Origin of the sequence: Streptomyces sp. CGMCC 4.7035, assembly GCF_031583065.1 — a bacterium.
Classification (GTDB): domain Bacteria; phylum Actinomycetota; class Actinomycetes; order Streptomycetales; family Streptomycetaceae; genus Streptomyces; species Streptomyces yaanensis.
In genome coordinates this window covers 2,925,525-2,944,569 of sequence record NZ_CP134053.1, presented here as the reverse complement: position 1 = coordinate 2,944,569, position 19,045 = coordinate 2,925,525, and the positions used below count along the sequence as shown (strand labels likewise).

23 protein-coding genes are annotated in these 19,045 nt (G+C 71.2%); 11 read left to right on the top strand and 12 right to left on the bottom strand.

Annotation, left to right across the window (positions count from 1 at the left end):
* Window positions 1-79: 79 nt before the first annotated feature.
* The 6 genes from Q2K21_RS12425 to Q2K21_RS12400 all read right to left on the bottom strand — a co-directional run bounded on the left by Q2K21_RS12425 (window position 80) and on the right by Q2K21_RS12400 (window position 6,568).
* Window positions 80-520 (bottom strand): DUF6278 family protein, encoded by a 441-nt coding sequence (locus Q2K21_RS12425; protein ID WP_310769943.1) that lies wholly within the window; start codon window positions 518-520, stop codon window positions 80-82.
* Between the two features lie 56 nt (window positions 521-576).
* Window positions 577-1,356, bottom strand: coding sequence for an exodeoxyribonuclease III (locus Q2K21_RS12420; RefSeq protein WP_310769941.1), 780 nt, complete (start codon window positions 1,354-1,356; stop codon window positions 577-579).
* 150 nt (window positions 1,357-1,506) lie between these two features.
* Window positions 1,507-2,142, bottom strand: coding sequence for an MBL fold metallo-hydrolase (locus Q2K21_RS12415; protein WP_310769939.1), 636 nt, complete (start codon window positions 2,140-2,142; stop codon window positions 1,507-1,509).
* 70 nt (window positions 2,143-2,212) lie between these two features.
* A complete protein-coding gene (pcaDC, locus tag Q2K21_RS12410) occupies window positions 2,213-3,508 on the bottom strand; it encodes a bifunctional 3-oxoadipate enol-lactonase/4-carboxymuconolactone decarboxylase PcaDC (RefSeq protein ID WP_310769937.1) in 1,296 nt (431 codons plus the stop codon).
* Between the two features lie 32 nt (window positions 3,509-3,540).
* On the bottom strand, window positions 3,541-4,638 hold the full coding sequence (locus Q2K21_RS12405) for an IS110 family RNA-guided transposase (protein WP_310769935.1): 1,098 nt from the start codon (window positions 4,636-4,638) through the stop codon (window positions 3,541-3,543).
* 724 nt (window positions 4,639-5,362) lie between these two features.
* Window positions 5,363-6,568, bottom strand: coding sequence for a PP2C family protein-serine/threonine phosphatase (locus Q2K21_RS12400; protein WP_067246241.1), 1,206 nt, complete (start codon window positions 6,566-6,568; stop codon window positions 5,363-5,365).
* Between the two features lie 247 nt (window positions 6,569-6,815).
* Between Q2K21_RS12400 and Q2K21_RS12395 the strand changes: the two genes are divergently transcribed.
* Window positions 6,816-7,196: a DNA ligase-like domain-containing protein gene (locus tag Q2K21_RS12395; protein ID WP_310769932.1), complete on the top strand. Its 381-nt coding sequence runs from the start codon at window positions 6,816-6,818 to the stop codon at window positions 7,194-7,196.
* Between the two features lie 365 nt (window positions 7,197-7,561).
* Here Q2K21_RS12395 and Q2K21_RS12390 read toward each other — a convergent pair whose 3' ends face one another.
* From Q2K21_RS12390 to Q2K21_RS12375, 4 genes are all read right to left on the bottom strand, one after another.
* The gene (locus Q2K21_RS12390; protein WP_310769930.1) at window positions 7,562-8,065 is read right to left on the bottom strand and encodes a hypothetical protein; all 504 of its coding nucleotides are present in this window, start codon (window positions 8,063-8,065) and stop codon (window positions 7,562-7,564) included.
* Between the two features lie 98 nt (window positions 8,066-8,163).
* Window positions 8,164-8,532, bottom strand: a complete 369-nt coding sequence (locus Q2K21_RS12385; RefSeq protein ID WP_310769928.1) for a hypothetical protein — start codon at window positions 8,530-8,532, stop codon at window positions 8,164-8,166.
* On the bottom strand, window positions 8,529-9,200 hold the full coding sequence (locus Q2K21_RS12380) for a hypothetical protein (protein ID WP_310769926.1): 672 nt from the start codon (window positions 9,198-9,200) through the stop codon (window positions 8,529-8,531). The genes Q2K21_RS12385 and Q2K21_RS12380 overlap by 4 nt, the downstream gene beginning before the upstream one ends.
* On the bottom strand, window positions 9,191-9,766 hold the full coding sequence (locus Q2K21_RS12375) for an RNA polymerase sigma factor (protein ID WP_171151366.1): 576 nt from the start codon (window positions 9,764-9,766) through the stop codon (window positions 9,191-9,193). The genes Q2K21_RS12380 and Q2K21_RS12375 overlap by 10 nt, the downstream gene beginning before the upstream one ends.
* Window positions 9,767-9,919: 153 nt before the next feature.
* Here Q2K21_RS12375 and Q2K21_RS12370 point away from each other — a divergent pair, with 153 nt between their 5' ends.
* From Q2K21_RS12370 to Q2K21_RS12340, 7 genes are all read left to right on the top strand, one after another.
* Window positions 9,920-10,411 carry an Asp23/Gls24 family envelope stress response protein gene (locus Q2K21_RS12370; protein ID WP_310769923.1) on the top strand — a complete coding sequence of 164 codons (492 nt, stop codon included), beginning with the start codon at window positions 9,920-9,922 and terminating at the stop codon, window positions 10,409-10,411.
* Window positions 10,412-10,495: 84 nt separating this feature from the next.
* Entirely contained in the window at window positions 10,496-10,663 is a 168-nt protein-coding gene (locus Q2K21_RS12365; protein WP_030645371.1) for a hypothetical protein, read from the top strand.
* Window positions 10,660-11,067: an Asp23/Gls24 family envelope stress response protein gene (locus Q2K21_RS12360; RefSeq protein ID WP_189304760.1), complete on the top strand. Its 408-nt coding sequence runs from the start codon at window positions 10,660-10,662 to the stop codon at window positions 11,065-11,067. The genes Q2K21_RS12365 and Q2K21_RS12360 overlap by 4 nt, the downstream gene beginning before the upstream one ends.
* A gap of 112 nt (window positions 11,068-11,179) precedes the next feature.
* Entirely contained in the window at window positions 11,180-11,806 is a 627-nt protein-coding gene (locus tag Q2K21_RS12355; protein ID WP_310769919.1) for a DUF6286 domain-containing protein, read from the top strand.
* A 27-nt stretch (window positions 11,807-11,833) separates the two neighbouring features.
* Window positions 11,834-12,442 (top strand): alkaline shock response membrane anchor protein AmaP, encoded by a 609-nt coding sequence (locus Q2K21_RS12350; RefSeq protein ID WP_310769917.1) that lies wholly within the window; start codon window positions 11,834-11,836, stop codon window positions 12,440-12,442.
* A gap of 86 nt (window positions 12,443-12,528) precedes the next feature.
* Window positions 12,529-12,684 (top strand): DUF6131 family protein, encoded by a 156-nt coding sequence (locus Q2K21_RS12345; RefSeq protein ID WP_099054839.1) that lies wholly within the window; start codon window positions 12,529-12,531, stop codon window positions 12,682-12,684.
* A 350-nt stretch (window positions 12,685-13,034) separates the two neighbouring features.
* Complete coding sequence (locus tag Q2K21_RS12340; RefSeq protein ID WP_310769911.1) at window positions 13,035-14,399, top strand: PP2C family protein-serine/threonine phosphatase; 1,365 nt, start codon at window positions 13,035-13,037, stop codon at window positions 14,397-14,399.
* On the opposite strand, the gene Q2K21_RS12335 is transcribed toward Q2K21_RS12340, so the two are convergent.
* On the bottom strand, window positions 14,340-14,945 hold the full coding sequence (locus Q2K21_RS12335) for a DUF5994 family protein (protein WP_055707165.1): 606 nt from the start codon (window positions 14,943-14,945) through the stop codon (window positions 14,340-14,342). The genes Q2K21_RS12340 and Q2K21_RS12335 overlap by 60 nt on opposite strands.
* 344 nt (window positions 14,946-15,289) lie before the next feature.
* Here Q2K21_RS12335 and Q2K21_RS12330 point away from each other — a divergent pair, with 344 nt between their 5' ends.
* The 3 genes from Q2K21_RS12330 to Q2K21_RS12320 all read left to right on the top strand — a co-directional run bounded on the left by Q2K21_RS12330 (window position 15,290) and on the right by Q2K21_RS12320 (window position 18,359).
* Window positions 15,290-15,982, top strand: coding sequence for a DUF5994 family protein (locus Q2K21_RS12330; RefSeq protein ID WP_310769907.1), 693 nt, complete (start codon window positions 15,290-15,292; stop codon window positions 15,980-15,982).
* A 125-nt stretch (window positions 15,983-16,107) separates the two neighbouring features.
* The gene (locus Q2K21_RS12325; protein WP_310769905.1) at window positions 16,108-16,971 is read left to right on the top strand and encodes a slipin family protein; all 864 of its coding nucleotides are present in this window, start codon (window positions 16,108-16,110) and stop codon (window positions 16,969-16,971) included.
* 119 nt (window positions 16,972-17,090) lie between these two features.
* A complete protein-coding gene (locus Q2K21_RS12320; RefSeq protein WP_158926413.1) occupies window positions 17,091-18,359 on the top strand; it encodes an ATP-binding protein in 1,269 nt (422 codons plus the stop codon).
* 39 nt (window positions 18,360-18,398) lie between these two features.
* On the opposite strand, the gene Q2K21_RS12315 is transcribed toward Q2K21_RS12320, so the two are convergent.
* Window positions 18,399-18,887, bottom strand: coding sequence for a DUF5994 family protein (locus Q2K21_RS12315; protein ID WP_310769903.1), 489 nt, complete (start codon window positions 18,885-18,887; stop codon window positions 18,399-18,401).
* Window positions 18,888-19,045: the final 158 nt, after the last annotated feature.

Below are 19,045 nucleotides of genomic sequence, written 5' to 3'. Positions count from 1 at the left end.
GAGCTACTAGGGCCTTTCGGCAACGCCGCGAGCGTGCGTGCCAGGCGTCGCCCGGCAGGCGGGAGTTTGACGACAGGACCTAGACCTCGGCCACCTCGGCATACACGTGCGAGAGTTCGGGGGCGCCCGTGGACGCCCAGGTGTGACCGTCGGCCACCACGTCGATCTCGCGGCCGGAGGCCAGCCGCACCACGGGATGGCCGCTCGGCCACACCTCCCAGGCGGCGCCCGGGACCGTGCGGATGATCACCGTGCCCAGATAGAGGCCCGCGTCGTTCCCGAGCCAGGGCAGGATCTCCTCGTCGTCGCGCCAGCGCGGGACGAGCTGGTCGAGGGCCTGCAACGACGCGGCCGAGTCGTCCAGCTCGACGCCCGCCTGCCCGGCCTGGGAGCGCAGCAGCTCGCACTCGGAGAGGAGTTCGGCGACGCCGGCCGCGTCGGCGTCACCGTCGGAGAACACCGCGACGCCGAAGGCGGGGCCGCGCTTCTTGCGCCAGTTGCCCAGGAAGGAGATGTTCATACGTCCAGCGTGTCACCGGCACGACGCGTCGCACCACAGTGACACCGCGCAAACCTCTACAGCTCCAGGTCCACCACCACCGGCGCGTGGTCCGACGCGCCCTTGCCCTTGCGCTCCTCCCGGTCCACGTACGCGTCCTTGACCGCCTTCGCGAACGGCTCGTTGCCGTACACCAGGTCGATGCGCATGCCGCGGTTCTTGGGGAAGCAGAGCTGGCGGTAGTCCCAGTACGTGAACGGGTGGTCGTACTTGAGTGGGCGGGGGACGACGTCGCTCAGGCCCGCCTCGCGCAGCGAGGTCAGGGCGGCGCGCTCGGCCGGGGTGACGTGGGTCGCGCCCTCGAAGGCCGCCACGTCGTAGACGTCGTCGTCCGTCGGCGCCACGTTGTAGTCGCCCAGCACCGCGAACGGGCGGCCGCCCGCCGCGTCGCCCGCCACGGCCGCCTTCAGGGCCTCGAACCACTGGAGCTTGTACGCGTAGTGCGGGTGGTCCACCTCGCGGCCGTTCGGCACGTACACCGACCAGACGCGGACCGGGCCGCACGTCGCGGAGAGGGCCCGGGGCTCCTCGACGCCCTCGTAGCCCGGGTCGCCGGGCAGGCCCTTGACCACGTCCTTGAGACCCACGCGGGAGAGCACCGCGACCCCGTTCCACCGGCCGGTGGCGTGGACCGCCGCCTCGTAGCCCAGCTCGCGCAGCGGGTCGTACGGGAACTGCTCCTCGGCGATCTTGGCCTCCTGGAGACACAGCACGTCCGTGCCGCTGCTCTCCAGCCAGGTCAGGAGCCTCGGGAGGCGGGCGGTGATCGAGTTCACGTTCCAGGTGGCGATGCGCATGTCCCACAACCTACCTGGCGGGTATGACAACGCGTCCCGGCGTACCACTCTGTGGGCTTTTGACCTACGCCGCACCCCGCCCCCGCCCCCGCTCCGGCTCCCGCTCCCGGCTCCCGGCTCCCGGCTCCCGGCTCCCGGCTCCCGCGATCCTCAGACCTCCGCCGACGCCCCCGGCGTCAGCCTCAGGTGCTCGGCGCCGCCCAGCGCGCCGATCTGGTTGTCGTAGATCGGGCGGGCGAGGTCGGTCAGGAGGGCGTCATGGATGTCGTACGCGCGCTGCGGCTTGACCTCGCGGACGTAGTCGATCACCTCGGAGATCTTGTTCCAGGGCGCCATCACCGGCAGCATCAGCGTCTGAACCGGGTGATCGGGGACCGTGAGCGCGTCGCCGGGGTGGAAGACCTTGCCGCCGTCGATCAGATACCCGACGTTGGTGATGCGCGGGATGTCCGGGTGGATCACGGCGTGCAGCTCGCCATGCACCTGGACGTCGAAGCCCGCGGCGGTGAAGGTGTCCCCGTGGCCGACGGTGTGCACGCGGCCCGGGAACGCCGCCGAGATCTTCTCCGCGACGGAGGCGAGGGTCCAGATCTCGGCGCCCGGATTGGCCTCCATACCGGCCCGCAGCCGCTCCTCGTTGAAGTGGTCGAGGTGCTCGTGCGTGACCAGGATGGCGTCCGCGCCGACCGCGGCGTCCTCCTCGCTGAAGGTGCCGGGGTCGATGACGAGCGTGCGCCCGTCCTTCTCGAGGCGGACGCAGGCGTGCGACTTCTTCGTGAGCTTCATGGGACCATCCTGCCCCGGCCCGGGCGGCCGGGGCCCACTCAACCTGGTGCTCCCGCTGCCAGGCTGACGATCACTCCTGCGGCGTGGTCTCCTCCTGGACGACCTGCTGCGCCACCTTGAACGCGCTGTTCGCGGCCGGCACGCCGCAGTAGACCGCGGCCTGGAGCAGCACCTCCTTGATCTCCCCCGGGGTGAGCCCGTTGCGCAGGGCCGCCCGGGTGTGGAAGGCGAGTTCCTCCAGATGGCCACCCGCGACGAGCGCGGTGAGCGTGACACAGCTGCGCGTGCGCCGGTCCAGGCCCGGCCGGTCCCAGATCTCGCCCCACGCGTACCGGGTGATGAACTCCTGGAAGTCCCCGGAGAAGTCGTCCGCCGTCGCCAGCGCCCGGTCGACGTGCGCGTCGCCGAGCACCTCCCGGCGGATCTTGATCCCCACGTCGTACGGGTCGGGCCGGCCCGCGGGCTCGGGCGGGACGACGGCCGGGGCGATCTCGGCAACCGGCGCCACCGGCGGCGGGGCCAGCACCGGCTTCACGGGGGGCGCCGCGATCGCCGCCATCTGACCGGTCGTGGCGTCGAAGGCGGGCTGCCAGGCGGTCGAGAAGTGGCGCACCAGCAGGTCGGTGACCGCGGCGGGCTGCTCTACGGGCACGAGGTGGGAGGCGCCGGGGACGACCGCCAGCCGGGCGTCCGGTATCCCGGCGACCAGGGTGCGCGCCTCGGCGGGCCCGGTGACCTGGTCGTCGGAGCCGACCAGGACCAGGGTCGGCACGCCGATACGGCCCAGTTCGGGCCGTACGTCGAAGGAGGCGAGCGCCTCGCAGGCCGCGATGTAGCAGCCCGGGTCGGTGGTACGCACCATCTGCACCGCCCACTCGGTGATCGCGGGCTGCGCGGCCGCGAAACCGCCGGTGAACCAGCGCTCCGGGGACGTCCGGGCGATCGGGTCGAGCCCGTTCGTCCGGACGATCACACCGCGCTGACGGAACTCGTCGGCCGTACCGAACCGGGGCGAGGCCGCGATCAGGGCCAGCGAGGCAAGGCGTTCGGGGTGCCGCAGCGCCAACTCGATCCCGACGGCGCCGCCGAGCGCACAGCCCGCGTAGCCGAAGCGCTGCACACCGAGCCCCTCGAGGGTGACGAGCAGCCGGGTGGCGAGGTCGGCGACGGAACCCACCGGGTGGGCGGGGGCACCGCCGTGGCCGGGCAGATCGAACCGGAAGACCCGCCACTGCTTGGCGAGTTCGGGAATCTGCCGGTCCCACATGTGCCATGTGGTACCCAGTGAGGGACCCAAGATCAGGACCGGAGCGTCTTCTGGCCCGTCAAAGCGGTATTGCAGGGTGTTCGGTGGTGTCTCACTCACGCCCCAGACCCTCTCACGTCTCACGGACGCCCCTATAACGCGGGGGCGCGGGAAACCGGTCTGACCAGGTTAAAGACCTCGCGGGCGACATACCGCTTGAGGCATCGGATGATCTCGCGCCGGGTCTTGCCTTCCTGGGTGCGGCGTTCGTAGTACGCCTGGGTGCGCGGGTCGTGGCGCAGGCGGGTGAAGACGATGCGGTGCAGGGCGGCGTTGGCCTGGCGGTCGCCGCCGTGGTTGAGCCGTCGCGTGATGCGCCGCCCGGAGGAGTACTCGATGGGGCTGACTCCGCAAAGGGCAGCAAAGGACGCCTCGGTGTTCAGCCGCTCGGGATTGTCCCCCATGGTGATCAGGAGAGTGACGGCGCTGTCCGGGCCGATGCCCATCGGTACGAGCAGTTGCGGCGCGTGGCGTTCGACGAGTCGGGTCAGGCGTTGGTTCAGCTCGTTGATCTGCCCGGTGAGCTGTTCGATGCGTTCGGCGAGCATGCGTAATGTCATGTGGGTGGCCTGGACCACCGCGTCCTCGTCTCCCCCACCATCGGGTGGGCTGAGGGTCGCGCAGGTGCGGAACAGCTCGGCATTGCCCAAGCTCGACAACCGTTCCCGCAGGGCGGGGTCGGCGATCACTAGGACGGCCTTGAGCTGGTTGATCGCCTGTGTGCGGGCCTTGACCGCGGAGTCCTTGGCGAGTTTGTAGATCCGGGCGCCTTGCACGGGTCCGTCGCCGGACTTGGCCTGGGCCCGGGTGCGACCGCTGAGCACGGCTCGCGCTGCGGCCTGCGCATCGAGCGGGTCCGACTTGCCGAGCAGACGGCGGGCTGTGCGGTCGGGCCGGTTCACTTCGAACACCTGGATCTGCTGGGTCAGCAGGTAGCGGGACAGGCCCGCGCCGAAGGTGCCGGTGCCCTCCACGCCGGCCCGGCGCACCGTCCCCGCTCTGCGGGCCCACACGAGCAGCCGCCGGTAGCCGGCCACCGTCGCCGGAAAGGACTCGGTGCCCAGGATCTTGCCCAGCGGGGACACCACGGCGGCGACGTGCACCTCACCGTGCGTGTCCACGCCGAGCACGACTTCTCTCCGCACGGGAGGATCCGTACTGGAGGAGGTGCTGCGCTGTCTGGTCGTCATGGTGGTTCGCCTCCCGCAGGGTGACACGCTGAGTGGATGGCACCGGCCCGCTCGGGCGGTCTGAACCGTGATGGCGCCTGGAACTCGGCAAGGCCCCTATGGGGACACGCCCTGTGGCTCGGTGACAGCAGAAGCCAGCCCGCAACGACGGTCGACAAGCCTGTGACTGGACACTTCGGTCAAAGATCTCAAGAGTCAGACCCCCGTCCGGGACGGCATCGCGCAACCGTCGCATCGATCCCGGCGTATCGGCATCTACCGACCACAGCCGGATGGCTTCGCCCGAACCAATGCCCAACCTGGCCGGAGCAGGCTGAGAATGAGTTGACTCCCCGCCCACTCGCGACCGGCAATGACAGACAGCCGTCTGGGCCGCCTTACGGTCGCCCTCCATCGGCCATCGCACGAACGGCTTCGAGCCCTCATTCTGGTGCACGGTTGTCCGCAAGTCATGGCGCGGGCTGCCAAAGAGGCTGCCTAGCAACTCGGCAAAGGCACCGGCGAGTGCTTGGGAACTCGGTCTACTCGAGTAACGGGGAACAGCAGCACCGCACGAAGGGGCGCCCGCGTGGAAGGCATGGCGCATGTGGGCGCTGCCGGACCCGATGCTCGCGGCCCCCGTCACCGACCCGGCGCCGCCCGATGGGTGGGCCGCCGAGGAGAAGTGGGACGGTTCTCCAGACACCTCGTGATGTCTCATTCGCGTTGGCACCGTTCACCCAGGTCACGACTGGTCCTTCGTGCGTGCGGCTGAGGCTTGCCGGGTGTCTGCGCCGCTGCTGACGTGCCGCTGGGTCTCCTGGGGGCCGTGCCAGTCCAGGCAGACGGCGGTGGCATCGTCTTCGAGCCGGCCGTCGGCGGCGTCCCGGACCGCGGACGTCAGCGCCAGCGCGGTCTCCCTCGGGTGCAGATTCCGGGTGCACCCCAGCAGGGCGGGCAGATCGACCTTCTCTCCGTGACGTTCGAGCATGCCGTCGGTGAACATGAGCAGACGGTCACCGGGCCGCAGGTCGAGGTCCTGCACACGGTACGGGTGGGGAGTCAGCTCAGACAGCCCGAAGGGATGGTCCACCTCGCAGGTGATCGTCTCCACAGCCCCGTCGCGCATGCGCAGCGGCCAGGGATGACCGGCGTTGACGAATTGGGCCCGCCCGGTATGGAGATTGATGCGCAGGAGCTGCCCGGTGGCATGACCGTGGCCGTGTTCGATCAGTGCCTGGTCTGCCCGGTGGGCCTGTTCGCCCAGGCCGGTGCCCGCCCGGCGGGCACCGCGCAGGGCGCCCACCAGGACCGTGGCGGCCAGGGCGGAATCCATGTCGTGGCCCATGGGATCGGTCACCGACACGTGCAAGGTGTCGCGGTCCACGGTGTAGTCGAAGGTGTCGCCGCTGAGGTCCTCGGAGGGCTCCAGGTTCCCGCACAGGGTGAACTGTGCGGCCTCGCACGACAGCGACAGGGGCAGCAGCTGGTACTGGATTTCAGCTGCCAGGGTGGCCGGCTTGGAGCGTTTGCCCCAGGTGTAGAGATCGGTGAAGCGGCCGTTGGCGATCACGATGTAGGCCAGGATGTGGGCGGCTTCCCCGACTGCGTCGAGCACGTCCTCGCCAGGGCCGGTCGGCAGGAGCAGTTCCAGCAGCCCGATCGCATCCCCGCGGTTGGTGACGGGCACGATCACCCGCTGCCCCTCGCCGGTCGCGTCCTGATACAGGCGCTGGGTACGGATCACCTCCTCGTAGACACTGCCGAACAGGGGAACCCGCTCGGCCTGCCGCCCACCTTGAGTGGGAGCGGTGGACAGCCGAGCCACCGCCTTCCCCGTCAGGTCCACGATGAGGAAAGAGACCTTAGTGGCCTCGAAACGCCGCCGCAGGTCCTCCGCGATCACGTCGACGGCGTCCGCCGGCGCCGCTGTCTCCGCTGCTGTCAGCAATCGGGTGAGCCCACTTTGTCCACCGCTCACGACCGCAGTCCCTTCCGCAACCCCCCACCAGCTTGGTAATAACCGCAGTGAGCGTCAATCCGTGAACAGTCACGCTCCGGCGTTCGCCCGCGGACGGGGCCGCCACGGCTGCTCTGTACAAAAGCGGCTCGACGGGCCCATGTCTTAGGAGACACGCCAGAGTCTGGAGAACGATCGCTGGAGAGCGCTGCTCTCTCTGGATGCCGGGCGTTTGGTGTTGCGCTCGCGCAGGGACAGGAACCTCGCACCCTCCTTCCCCGAGGTTCGTTCCGGGCACGGTCCAGCTGCCGACGCGACGGCCCTGGACGGCGAGCTGGTCGTACGGGAAATCCAGCAGGCTCGCCTTCAAGCGAACCAGGGTCGCCTCCAGCGGCGCGGTGCCGGCGCTGCCCGGCTCGCCGAGCAGTGGCCCGCCCACGTCGCCTTCGACTTGTTGCGCCTGGCGGGCACCGACACGACCAGATGGCCGTACGCGGGCGCCAGGGTGGCTGCTCCGGAACGCCTTTTTACCGAACAGAACCTCACCGCGCCGTGGGCGCTGTGCCCGTCGTTCCCCCCGCTGGCCTGGGGATTCACGAAACTGCGGACAGGGCCCTGAAAGCGGCCAGGGCTACTTGTCGCCCGAGCCGGACGGGAGCCGACCCGCAGGTCCACCGCGGCCCGGTCCGTGAGGCGGGGAGCAAGGCTGCGGCTCAACCGGGCGAGGGCCTCGTCCACCTCCAGAGTCTGACCGAGCACGTCACGTCGGGACCAGCCGTCCGTCACCACGCAGGCACCTGTCGTCGTCCCCGCGTGCCGCACGCCTCTCGGCCAGCGCCCACAACAGCGGGCAGCGCTCCCGCGGGATGAGAGCACCTCCCGGGTCACGATGGCACAGATCGTGCATGGAACTCCCCGTCGCCACCCGCCACACCAACGGCGGGGCCATGGGCGCCATCGCGGGGCGCCGTCACTGCGGTCACGTCAGCGGCTCCCCCGGCTCGTTGGCTGAACCGGAGGAGCCTGAGTCGAGCCGGCCCCATGGATGCGCTGCTGAACGCGGCCCACCTCCGGGTCCCCCTCCCGAGTCCCCCGCACCCGAATGCCTGCCGCGATGTGCTGCAACGGATCGGACGCCTCCTGCGCGGTCGGCAGCCGCCCGGCCGACAACAGCAGCGGGCCGGCGCCGCAAAGCACCCGGGACAGCGGGCCCGTCACCGTCTCCGGCACCGGCGGCAACGGTCCCGTCAGGCCGGGCAGAGCGGCATTGGGGTCACGGTGCGAGACCCAGACCCGCTCGACGGCGCCGTCCTCGTCCATCAGATCGGCCGCGGACCAGTCCGCCAGTCCCGGCACCAGCACGCGGCACACCCGTCTGAGCCCCTCGACCGCGTCCAGCGTGCTCGACAGCGCCGCCGCGCTCCGGGTGGCGAACGCCAGCTGGTCGAGCGCCGCTCGCAGCGCCGCGTCCGCGTCATCCTCGTCCATGGCGACCACCTGCCCGCCTGGTGGCCCCGCGGCCGCTTCCGCCCTGGGAAACCAGCTTGCCGAACGACGGTTCGTGGGGCCTGTGCCCGCGCCGCCGCTCATGCCGCGTCGCGCCAGGCGGCGATACCGGTCACCGTGACCGCGACGGTGACCGGCTCCGCGGCACCGTGGGTGGCGAGGTGGGTGACGAGGGCGGCTGTCACCCGGTCGTGGACGATTCGGGCGATGTCCAGCGCCCGCCGACCCTCCGTCAGGACGCAGCGCACCTCGATGTGCCATCCCGACCCGTCCGGCGCCCGGTCGGCGCGTATGCCGGCCTCGGGTGGCGTGGTGTCCGCCCGGGTGGGCGCGGCGGCTGCCGCGAGGCGCCGGGCGAGGCGGGGCTGCAGGGCGGCCACGCCAGGAACCGCGAGGGCTGCCTCGGCCGCGACGCCGGGGAGCGCGGTGGTGCCGGTGGCGGTCATCATGCGCCACCGCCCGTCGGGAGGCGGGGACCGAGGGTCGGTCCCGGTTCCAGTACGTCGGCCACGGTGATGTCGACGGCTGTCACCGTGAGCCCCAGGTCCTGTCCGGCCGAGTGGAGGACCGATCGGCGTACCTGGTGGACCCGGTCGGGCAGCGGGCGGTCGAGGGCGGCGGCCAGGGTCATGGTCACCCGCACGTCGGTGCCGTTGCCCTCGTGTACGAGCCGGCAGGTCGCGGCCCTGGCACCGGGGACCGTGTCCGCGGCCCGCCTCAGCACCTTGGCCGCGGCGCTCTCGGCGATCCGCAGGTCCCGGTCGGGGTCGGCCAGGGGCAGCAGCCGCCCGAACCGGACCTCTGCCCTGACGACGTCCATGACCCGGTCGGCGAGTGCGTGCAGGCCCGGAGGGTCCTCGTCGCGCAGCGTCCGGGCGGCCGCGTTCACCGTGGCCAGTCCCTCGACCGCCTCTCGGCAGTATGGACAGGACACCGGGTGCGGGTCCGCGGCCGGTGGTGCGTCCCGCGCCTGTTCCCAGACCCGGCTGAGCAGGCGGCCGCAGGGCAGTACCTCATCGCCTGCGATCGGGGGCACGTCGGCGGCGGCCCAGCCGTTGCGGGGCCCGCCGGCTCCGGGCGGTTCGGGAGGCCGCGTGTGCGGGTCGTCTAGCGCCATGAGCCCATCGCCTCCTGCAGGGATCGGCGTGCCCTGAACAGTCTGCCGCGTACCGTCTGCTCGTCGGTACGCGTCACGTGCGCTATCTCCTTGTAGGGCAGGCCCTGCACCTCCCTCAGGATCCAGCAGACCCGCTGTCCGGCGTCCAGCTCGGCGAGCGCGCGGAACAGGGCGGCCATGGCCGCGTCCTCCTCGGCGGTCCGGGCGGGCTGGCTCCACGCGTCGCCCGCCGCGGGTTCGGCGACGGTGTCCAGGGAAAGAGGCGGCGGCCGTCGGTGGCACATGGTCTGGCAGCGGTTGACGGTGATCCGGTACATCCAGGTGTGGAACTCCGCCCTGTGGCGGTATTCCGGCAGGTGGCGCCAGGCGCTGACGAAGGCGTCCTGAACGGCCTCCTCGGCGTCCTGGGGGTTGCCCAGCATGCAACGGGCCAGGGTCAGCAGGGACCGGCTGTGCCGCTGGACGAGAACGGCGAAGGAGTCCTCGTCTCCCTCGGCCGCCCGTACCGCCAGCAGGCGGTCGGGCAGGTCGCACCCCAGTCGTGGGGAAGCAGTGCGTTCGATCATGACGCTCCCACGCAGGCTCGGAACGATCGTGTACCCCTGATACGAGTTGTGACGCACATCACATGCCAGACGCGTGAGGATTGTGCCGCCCGGTATGTCCAACGTTCGACGGGCACCATTCCGGTGTCCGGCCGACCGATCGAGGCGACCGCCATGACGGACAACATCACCAGCGTCGGCGGGGGCAGCCGGCCCGAAGCGGGCGTGAGCGCGCTCAAGGGCCGCACCGGGGCCGGGGCTCCGGCCGAGACACGGGGCAGGACCACCATCGCGGACGGTGTGGTGGCCAAGATCGCGGGCATGGCCGCCCGCGAGGTACCGGGCATCCACAGCCTGGGCGCCGGGATGGCCCGCGCCTTCGGCGCCATGCGGGAACACGTCCCCGGCGCAGGCGGAGGCGGAGCGGTCACCCGCGGCGTCAAGGTCGAGGTCGGGGAACGGCAGGCCGCGGTGGACCTGGACGTCGTCGTCGAGTACGGCGTCTCCATCGTCGACGTCGCGGGCGGCGTACGCACCAACGTCATCAGCGCCGTGGAGCGGATGACGGGCCTGGAGGTCGTCGAGGTGAACATCGCCGTCGACGACGTCCACCTGCCCGACGACGAGGAGGAACAGACCGGACCGAACGAGGGCCGCGTGAGGTGACCGCTGCCAGGAGCACCGCCGTGTCCTCGGGCCCGAGCGGATGATCACGGCGAGAGGGACGCTCGCGAGACGGGTGAGTGCGAGATGAACACAGCAACGACGGGACTCGCGGCCGGCATGGCCCTCGGCTTCGCCGGCTACTTCGGCGGCTTCTGGGCCTTTCTGCTGGTGCTGGTCCTCGGTGCGGCGGGGCTGATCGTCGGCCTCGTCGTACAGGGCGACCTGGACCTCCGGACACGGAGGCAGCGGTGAAGACCCGGCCCGGTTCCCCTGGCGAGGGGTCGGGCCCGCCGGCGCCGGCCGCCGGGCTGCCGCCCCCGGCCGAGCGGGGCGCCACCGTCATCCCCGACAGGGTGGTCGCCCGTATCGCCGCCCAGGCCGCACGCACGGCCCAGTCCCGGCGCGCCGCCGTACCACCCGACCGCGGCGGACCGGCGGCACCCCACGCCTCCGCCGCCGTCCGTACCGGATCGGTGCGCCTGCATCTGACCATGGACCTGCCCTACCCCACCGACATCCCCCGTGTCTGCGAGCGGATCCAGCGGGACGTCGCCGAACGGGTCGCCCAGCTGACCGGGCTGCGAGTGGGAGAGGTCCTCCTCACCGTCCGGCGGCTGGTGACCGCCACCGACTCGAGCCGGGGGCGGGTCCGGTGAGCGGCCGGGCGGCCCGGGTCATCGGGCACGCCGTGCAGGAAGGGCGATCGCGATGACATCCGGTCCACGTCCCCCGGGCCGCGGCTCCGAGTCGACCACGCACCCTGCCGCGGTGCCCCTGGCGAAGGAGCCCGACCCTCCCGAACGCGACGTGTCCACCTCGGACCTCACAGCCGGTGAGCGCGAAGGAGGGCACCGAACCCGTCGCAAGTGGTCCGCGCGCCGCATCCCGGCGGCGCTGGTCGCCGCGGTGATCCTCGTGGCCGCGGTCGCGACGCTCGTCGACGTCATCGCCGTACGGGCGGGACGTCCGGCCTCGGCCTGGCGGCGGCACCTGGCCGACGAACTGGCGACCCGCCCGGTGGACGACGTGTGGATGCTGACGGGGGCCGCCGTGGCCGCCGCCGTCGGCGTCTGGCTGATCGTCCTGGCCCTCACCCCCGGTCAGCGACGCTGGCTGCCCCTGCGCTCACCCGCCGGCTGCCCGCGATTGCGGGCCTTCGTGGACCGCAACAGCGCCGCCGTCCTGCTGCGCGACGCCGCCATGCGGGTCCCCGGAGTCGGCGCGGCGCACGTCATGGTGGGCCGCCACCGCATCAAAGCCCGCGCGGACGTCCGCTTCCGAGACCCCCGACAGGTGAAGGACGACCTCACCGCCGTCCTCGACGAGGAGCGCGACCGGCTCGCCCTCGCCCGTCCTCCCCGCATCGCCGTACGGACGCGGCGACGCACCCGCTGACACAAACCCGGAGCACCGGAGCCCGCCATGACGCCGCGATCCGCCCTCAACCGCACCCTGCTGGCCCTCGCCGGACTGGTTTTCCTCGGCGGCGGACTGCTCATCCTCTTCGCCGGGCTCGACCTCTACCGGCGGCACGATCTGGCCCCACCCGCCGGCTGGCCCCTGACCAACCCGGCCGACGTCCTGCTCGGCTCCGCCGACCGGGCACGCTGGAGCAGCCAGGGCTGGTGGTGGTGGCCCGCGGTCATCGCCGCCCTCGTCCTCACCGCCCTGCTCGCCCTGTGGTGGCTGCTCGCCCAGCTGAGCCGACACCGCCCCGGCTCACTGCCCGTCGGCGGCACACCCCCGCAGGAAGGCGTCGAACTGCGCGACCGCGCACTCAGCGAAGCGATCGCGAACGAAGCCGGTGCCCTGCCAGGGGTAGGCCATGCGGCCGTAGTCATCACCGGCCGACCGGCCCGCCACCGCACCCGCATTGACCTCACCCTCACCCCCGAGGGCACGCCCGGCGCCACTCTCGGTGCCCTGTGCGAAGGCCCGATCGGCACCGCGCGTCGGTCCACCGGCCTCATCGACATGCCCGCCGAGGTCCGCCTACAGGTCAGCCGCCACGGACCACACCGTGTGGAGTAAGGAGGAGATCGGCCGTTCCCGCCGACGCCCTTGCGGCCCATAGCAGTTCGCGGGCGCGCCGGCACCACCCCCCCGAAGGAGACATCATGATCATCCTGGGCGTCATTCTGCTCGTCGTCGGCTTCCTCACCGGCCTGTCCATCCTGTGGACCATCGGGATCATCCTGCTGGTCGTCGGAGCCATCCTGTGGATCCTCGGCGCGATGGGACACGCCGTCGCCGGCCGACGCCACTACTGGTAGGCGGGATCACTGCCCTGCAGGGCAGTCATCCATGCTGCGGGCAGGCCGGCAGACGGCGCGGACCCCACCAAGATGTTCGCGGCGGCGGACGACGACGGCGAAGAGGTCGATCCGCCTGAGGCCGCCGCCGGTGCCGGCCAGCCGCCGCGGCTCGGACGCGGGGCGCCCGGTGGCCGTTGTGCCGGTCCTCGCCGCACGAGCGCACGGCCGACTCGTTGGGGAGTCGGTGGATCGGCCCCCACGGTCCGGGCGGAAGTTCCCCACCGCGTCGGCCGGTGAGTCTCCGTCGGGAGTTCGTATGCACAGCACCTTCGTGAGGATCCGCCCGAACGTCCCCCGGGGCCACGGCGATGACGGGCGGTGAGCGGCAAGGACCCGCGGAAGGCTCCACCCGGTCGGAGCACTTCGGGGAGGAGTTTCTGGGAGTCCTGCTGGACCAGGGGCACGAGTTGCCGCCGCACCAGCTCGGTCCGCTCGTCGCACGGCAGATCAGCAGGCTCGACGGCCGCGAGACCTCTATCTTCCTGCAGGACTACGGCCAGGTGTGGCTCGTCCCCCTGCCGGGCGACGGGCTGGCGGCCGGGGAACCGCAGCCGATCGACGGCTCCGACGCCGGACGCGCCTTCCGGGAAGCGCGTCCCGTCGAGGTTTCGCAGGCCGACGGTGTGCGGGTCTATCTGCCCCTGCTGGACGGTGGCGACCAGGTGGGCGTCATGGCCGTCACCCTGGACCGTCTCCAGGACGACGAGCGACGGCTGCTGCGCAGGCTCGCCTCACTCGTGGCCGACATGCTGGTGACCAAGCACGGTTACACCGATCTGTTCTTCCGGCTGCGCCGCAGAGAACCGATGAGTGTGGCGGCGGAGATCCAGTGGTCGCTGCTGCCACCGCTGGCGATGTCCACGCCCCGGGTCGAGCTGGCCGGGATGCTGGAACCCGCCTACGACGTGGCCGGCGACAGCTTCGACTACGCCCTCAACGGCGATGTCCTGCATGTGGCCATGGTCGACGCGATGGGCCACGGACTGGACGCCGCCACGATGGCCACGGTGGTCATCGGAGCCTACCGGCATGCCCGGCGCATCAGCGTCGGCCTGTCGGAGATCTATACGTTCATGGACCGGGCCGTCGCCGATCAGTTCGGCCCCGACCACTTCGTGACCGCTCAGATGATGCGGCTCAACACGGCAACGGGCAGGCTTCAGTGGGTCAACGCCGGACATCCCGCTCCTCTGTTGATCCGTGGACACCGTGTCGTACGACGGCTGCAGGGCCCGACGACGCTGCCCGTCGGCTTCGGCGGTCACGAGCCCCGGATCAGTGAAGTGGCTCTCATCCCCGGCGACCGGATCCTGTGCTTCACCGACGGACTGATAGAGGAGCGCGATGTCGGCGGTGAGGAATTCAGTGAGGAGCAGCTCATCGGGTGGGTGAACCGCCTTGAGCCCACGGCCCAGCAGATCCGGACGGTGGCGCGCTCCCTCTCCCACACGCTGCAACGGGCGCGGGGCGGGATCACGACGGACGATGCGACGCTCCTGCTGATCGAATGGCGCGGGAGCGCCACCGACGACCTCGCCCCCCCCGGAGTGAGCCGGCCTCCCACCCCCAAGGAAAGGCCGACGGCACGCAGCCTTTCCCCCACCGCCGATCTCTCACACTCCTGCTGCCGCGGTGGGCACGTGACGGGTGACCGGTCCGTCAGGAGTGCGTGAGGCGGGGTGGGGGGCGTCGTGTCCGCCTTCGGAGTCCCAGACCGCCTCCCGGAGCGAGTCCGAGTCGGCCGCTGCCTCTGCCGCGGCCCGGAAACGTTCGGCCTCATGGATCAGGCCGGTCGCCGTGAGGCTCCGCGACGGGTCGGTGGCCGTGGCCATGAGCCGGGCTGCGGTGGCAGGGGCTGTCTCCGGTGGGATCACCAGCAGGTCCCAGCGGCCGAAGGTGTGGGACAGCAGCAACAGCTTGTGCGGGTCCTGCCCGGCGTTGGACCAGCCGACGCGCACCATGTGGCCGTGCGCGGGCACTTCACCCGGGATGACCGGCCACAACGTGCGGCTCACCGCTATCCGGGTGATCCGCCCCCACAGCGGGTCGAGACATTCGACGAGCGCCGGGAGCTCCTCCGTCAGGTTGCGCGAACGGGGCCACCAGGCACCGTCGATCAGGGCCGGAGGGGCGCCGGCCCGCGCCAGCGTGAGTCGGAGCGGTGACGAAGAAGGGGCCCGGTCTCCGACTGCGGGTGTGAACGGAATGGTCGCGGTCATGACGCGGACCCAACCCCGGGCCGGTCACGGCCGGCCCGGTTGCCATGAATCGCCGAGAACGACCCGGCGTGGAAGCCGGTGTACGAGATGCTCTCGGTAATCACCAGGATACTCCTCGCCGAGGCCCGGCGGACTGGCGGGGAGTGACGGGCTGAACGGAACGACACACGTCACAGAGCCAGGGGAGTGCTGGGCCGGGGCATGCGGGCCGTCGGGCGTGAGACCGGTCCGGGAGCCGGCATACGAAGGGCCCCGGCGCCCTCGGCCCACTGCCGCCGGTATCGACAGCCGCTTCACCGAATGCGGCGGCGTCTCCACAACCGCCCCGGCGTGTGCGGAGTACCGTGGACAGCACCGAGGGCATTTCGCACACCGGCTTCCACGCCGGGTCGTTCCCGGCGAGAGACGAAACCCGGGTCGCCGCCAAGGCGGCCCGGAGACGGGTCCGCATCATGTCGGCGACCTTGCACCAAGCCCTGCCACACCACGAGCCCGTCGCAGCCCCGGCCGCGCGTCTCGCGCTGAAGACCGACGGCCCGTCGCGCGGCCTCCTGGACGGTGCCTGGTGGCCCCGCTCCCGGGACCTGCTGAGCGAGCTGCCCGCGCTGACCGATGTGCTGGACCCTCTGTGGGGCCGCATCACCCGCATCGCCGTCAACCCGACGTACTGGCCGGTCATCCCGCACGAGATCCCCGTGGGCGGTCATGTCGTCAAGGCCGGATGGTTCACCCCGGAGATCGACCCGCACAAGCTGCTGCTGCTCTCCTACGGCACCGGCCGCTGGGACCTGCTGGTCATCCCACCCGAGACCGAGACGAAGTCGGCGGCCCGCCTGATGGCGGCCGCGTCCGACTACGACGGCCCACCGCTAACCGCAAGCGCTCTCATGGCCGCGGACGAGACCCGGCACGCCGTCTCCGCCGCCGACCGGCCACTCGAACCCGACGAGGCAGGGAAGTACGGGGAGGACGGCCCCGCCTCAGCGGCCGTTCCGGCACGGACGGATCGCGCCAGTCGCCTGGTCATCGGCATGTGAGACGGCCGCCACGACCGGTGCCTTCCCGGGTTTCGGCCCTGCCTCCGCGAGCCGGCGCAGGCACATGCAGGGGTCTCGACCGGCGGATCCCCGCCCCACGTGGTCCTCGTCCCGAGGAGCAGTACATGCAAGCCCTGATCGTTCTCATCGTCGTGATCGGTCTTCTGGCCGTCCTGGCCCTCGCCCTGTCCGTGAAGGTCGTCAAGCAGTACGAGAAGGGAGTGCTGTTCCGCTTCGGCCGACTCGTCGGAACACGCTCCCCGGGACTGCGGTTCATCATCCCGTTCGTCGACACCCTGCACCGGGTGTCGCTGCGGGTCGTCACCATGCCGATCCAGTCCCAGGGCATCATCACCCGGGACAACGTGAGCGTGGACGTGTCGGCGGTCGCCTACTTCCGGGTCGTCGACGCCGTGAAGTCGGTCGTCGCCGTGGAGAACGTCAACGCGGCGATCAACCAGATCGCCCAGACCACCCTGCGGAAGGTCGTCGGCCGGCACACGCTCGACGAGACACTGTCGGAGACGGACCGCATCAACCTGGACATCCGCCAGATCCTGGACGTCACCACCGTCGACTGGGGTGTGCAGGTCACCCTGGTCGAGCTCAAGGACATCCAGCTGCCCGACACCATGAAGCGCGCCATGGCCCGCCAGGCCGAGGCCGAGCGGGAGAAGCGAGCGAAGATCATCAACGCGGAGGGCGAGTCCCTGGCCGCAGCCGCGCTCGGCGACGCCTCGGACACCATGATGGCCCACCCCCTGGCGCTTCAACTGCGCAATCTCCAGAGCCTGGTGGAGATCGGTGTCGACCAGAACACCACCGTCGTCTTCCCGGCCCCCCTCATGAGCACGATCGGCGAGCTCGGCTCCTTCCTCGCCCGGGAAACTGCTGCCGCCGCACCCGCCGCGGCAGCGCCACCGGCCGGCACCGGCCGCACCCACACGTCCCTCAGCCCGGCAGGCAGCGCGCCCGGCACCGCGGCGTGAAGCCGACTACGGCCCGAGCGATCCGTGGCACCAGGGAGGATTCGTGACCGTCGCCTGTCGCGCGCATCCTCCGGGCACCGGCTGATGATGGGGGTACGGCCGAACACGCGGAGCTGATCATGACGGGTTGGCGGGTCAGGGACTACACCCAGGACGATCTCGAAGCGGTGATCCGTGTCGACATGCAGAGCGGCACGACCGAGGAGCCGCCGCTCTTCCCACTCTCGGACGCCGTGACGGCCCTCCAGACCCGCCACCCGGCCGTGGTGGCCACGGCCGACGACGTGCTGATCGGCGCCGCGGTGAGCAGGGTGGAGGGCGAACGGGCATGGATCCTGCGCATCTGCATGGCGCCCACCTGGCGGCAGCGCGGGCTGGGCAGTGCCCTGATCACCGCCCTTGAGCAACGCGTCTTCGCCGCCGGCGTCCGCGCGGTGCACGCCGCCCTGCCCGAGGGCGAGACCGGTGCCACCGCCCTGCGCAATTGCGACTTCGGCGCCCGCCCCGGGCTGGTCTTCTTCGAGAAACGCGGACCGGTGACCCCGCAGTCGGCCGGCACGCTGTCCTCGCTCGGAGCGGAGCTGCCGCCAGGGGGGCTCTGGCAGAAGGTCGCGGGCATGCAACGGGAGAAGCAGCTCATCGAGCGGCGCCTGGTCCTGCCGCTGGCCCATCCCGAACTGGCCGCCCAGCACGGAGTGGAACCGCCACGGGCGGTGATGCTGTTCGGCCCGCCCGGGACCGGCAAGAGCACGTTCGCGCACGCGATCGCCAGCCGCCTGGGATGGCCCTTCCTCGAACTGTTCCCCGCCCGTCTGGCCGCCGAGTACGGCCTGGCGACCGGGCTGAACCGGCGCTTCGACGAGATCGCCCGGCTCGACCACGTCCTCGTCTTCATCGACGAGGTCGAGGAGGTCGCCGGCGAACGCGGCGGCGCGGACGCGACCGCTGTCGGCGTCGTCAACGAACTGCTCAAGGCGATCGTCCGGTTCCGAAGCCAGGACGGACGGCTGCTCGTCTGCGCCACGAACAACGTGACCACGCTCGACTCCGCGTTCCTGCGGCACGGCCGCTTCGACTACGTGCTGCCGATCGGCCCTCCCGACCACACCGCCAGGACCGCACTGTGGGAGAGCTACCTGGCCCGAGCGGGCGCGCGGGCCGACAGCGCGGTACTCGCGTCCGCCAGCGAGGGGTTCACCCCCGCCGACATCGCCCACGCGGCGCGTACCGTCTCCCAGGCCCAGTTCGAGCGCACCTTCGACACCGGAACCCGGACCACCCCCACCACCGACGACTACCTGGACACGATCTGCGACACCAAGCCCACGGTCAGCGCTGCCATGGCCCGGGAATTCGCCCAGCAGACGGAGGAGTTCGCCCGCATCTAGCGTCCAGGCCGGGTGGGGAGTCGATCTGCGACGGACGTGTCAGGCCGGCGTAGGTGGCGTGTCGCTGCCCGTTTCGATGAGGATCTGCCTGGCCTCGGTGACGTTTTCGGCCCGTACGGCCCTGGCCATCGCGGCGCGTGCCGCGTCGGGCGACGTGTCCGGAGGGACCAGCAACAGAGAGAAAAGGTCCCCTTCGCCTCGGGTGATGAGGACGGTGTCGTCACCGACCGGGAAGGAGTCGATGTGCACGACCCGGTCGTCGACCATCACCCGGGTCGGCAGTTCGTCCCAGGCGCTGCCGTCCAGACCGACCCGGGTGACAGGCCCGAGATGCTCGGTCAACGCGGAGATCAGCGAGGGAAGCTCGGCACCGATGTCCCGGGACCGTGGCCACCAGGCACCGTCCAGGATTCCCTCGCGTGCGTGTGTGGTCTCCAGCCTCAGCAGGGCCGTCCCGGGTTTCACCGACCGGTGGACGGCGTCCGGCAGGAGCCTGGGGAGGTGGTCGGGGGTGTCGCAGTCGGTCATGGTGTCCGCCCGTCCGTAGAGAGCAGTGCGACCGCAGGGCGTGCGACCACGATACGACCCTGCTACCTCACGGTACTCCGCACGACGCTCCCGCGAGCGCTTCGCCGCAGGCGCGGTTGCGGAAACAGGCAACGGCTCCGGCGTATACCCGCCGGAGC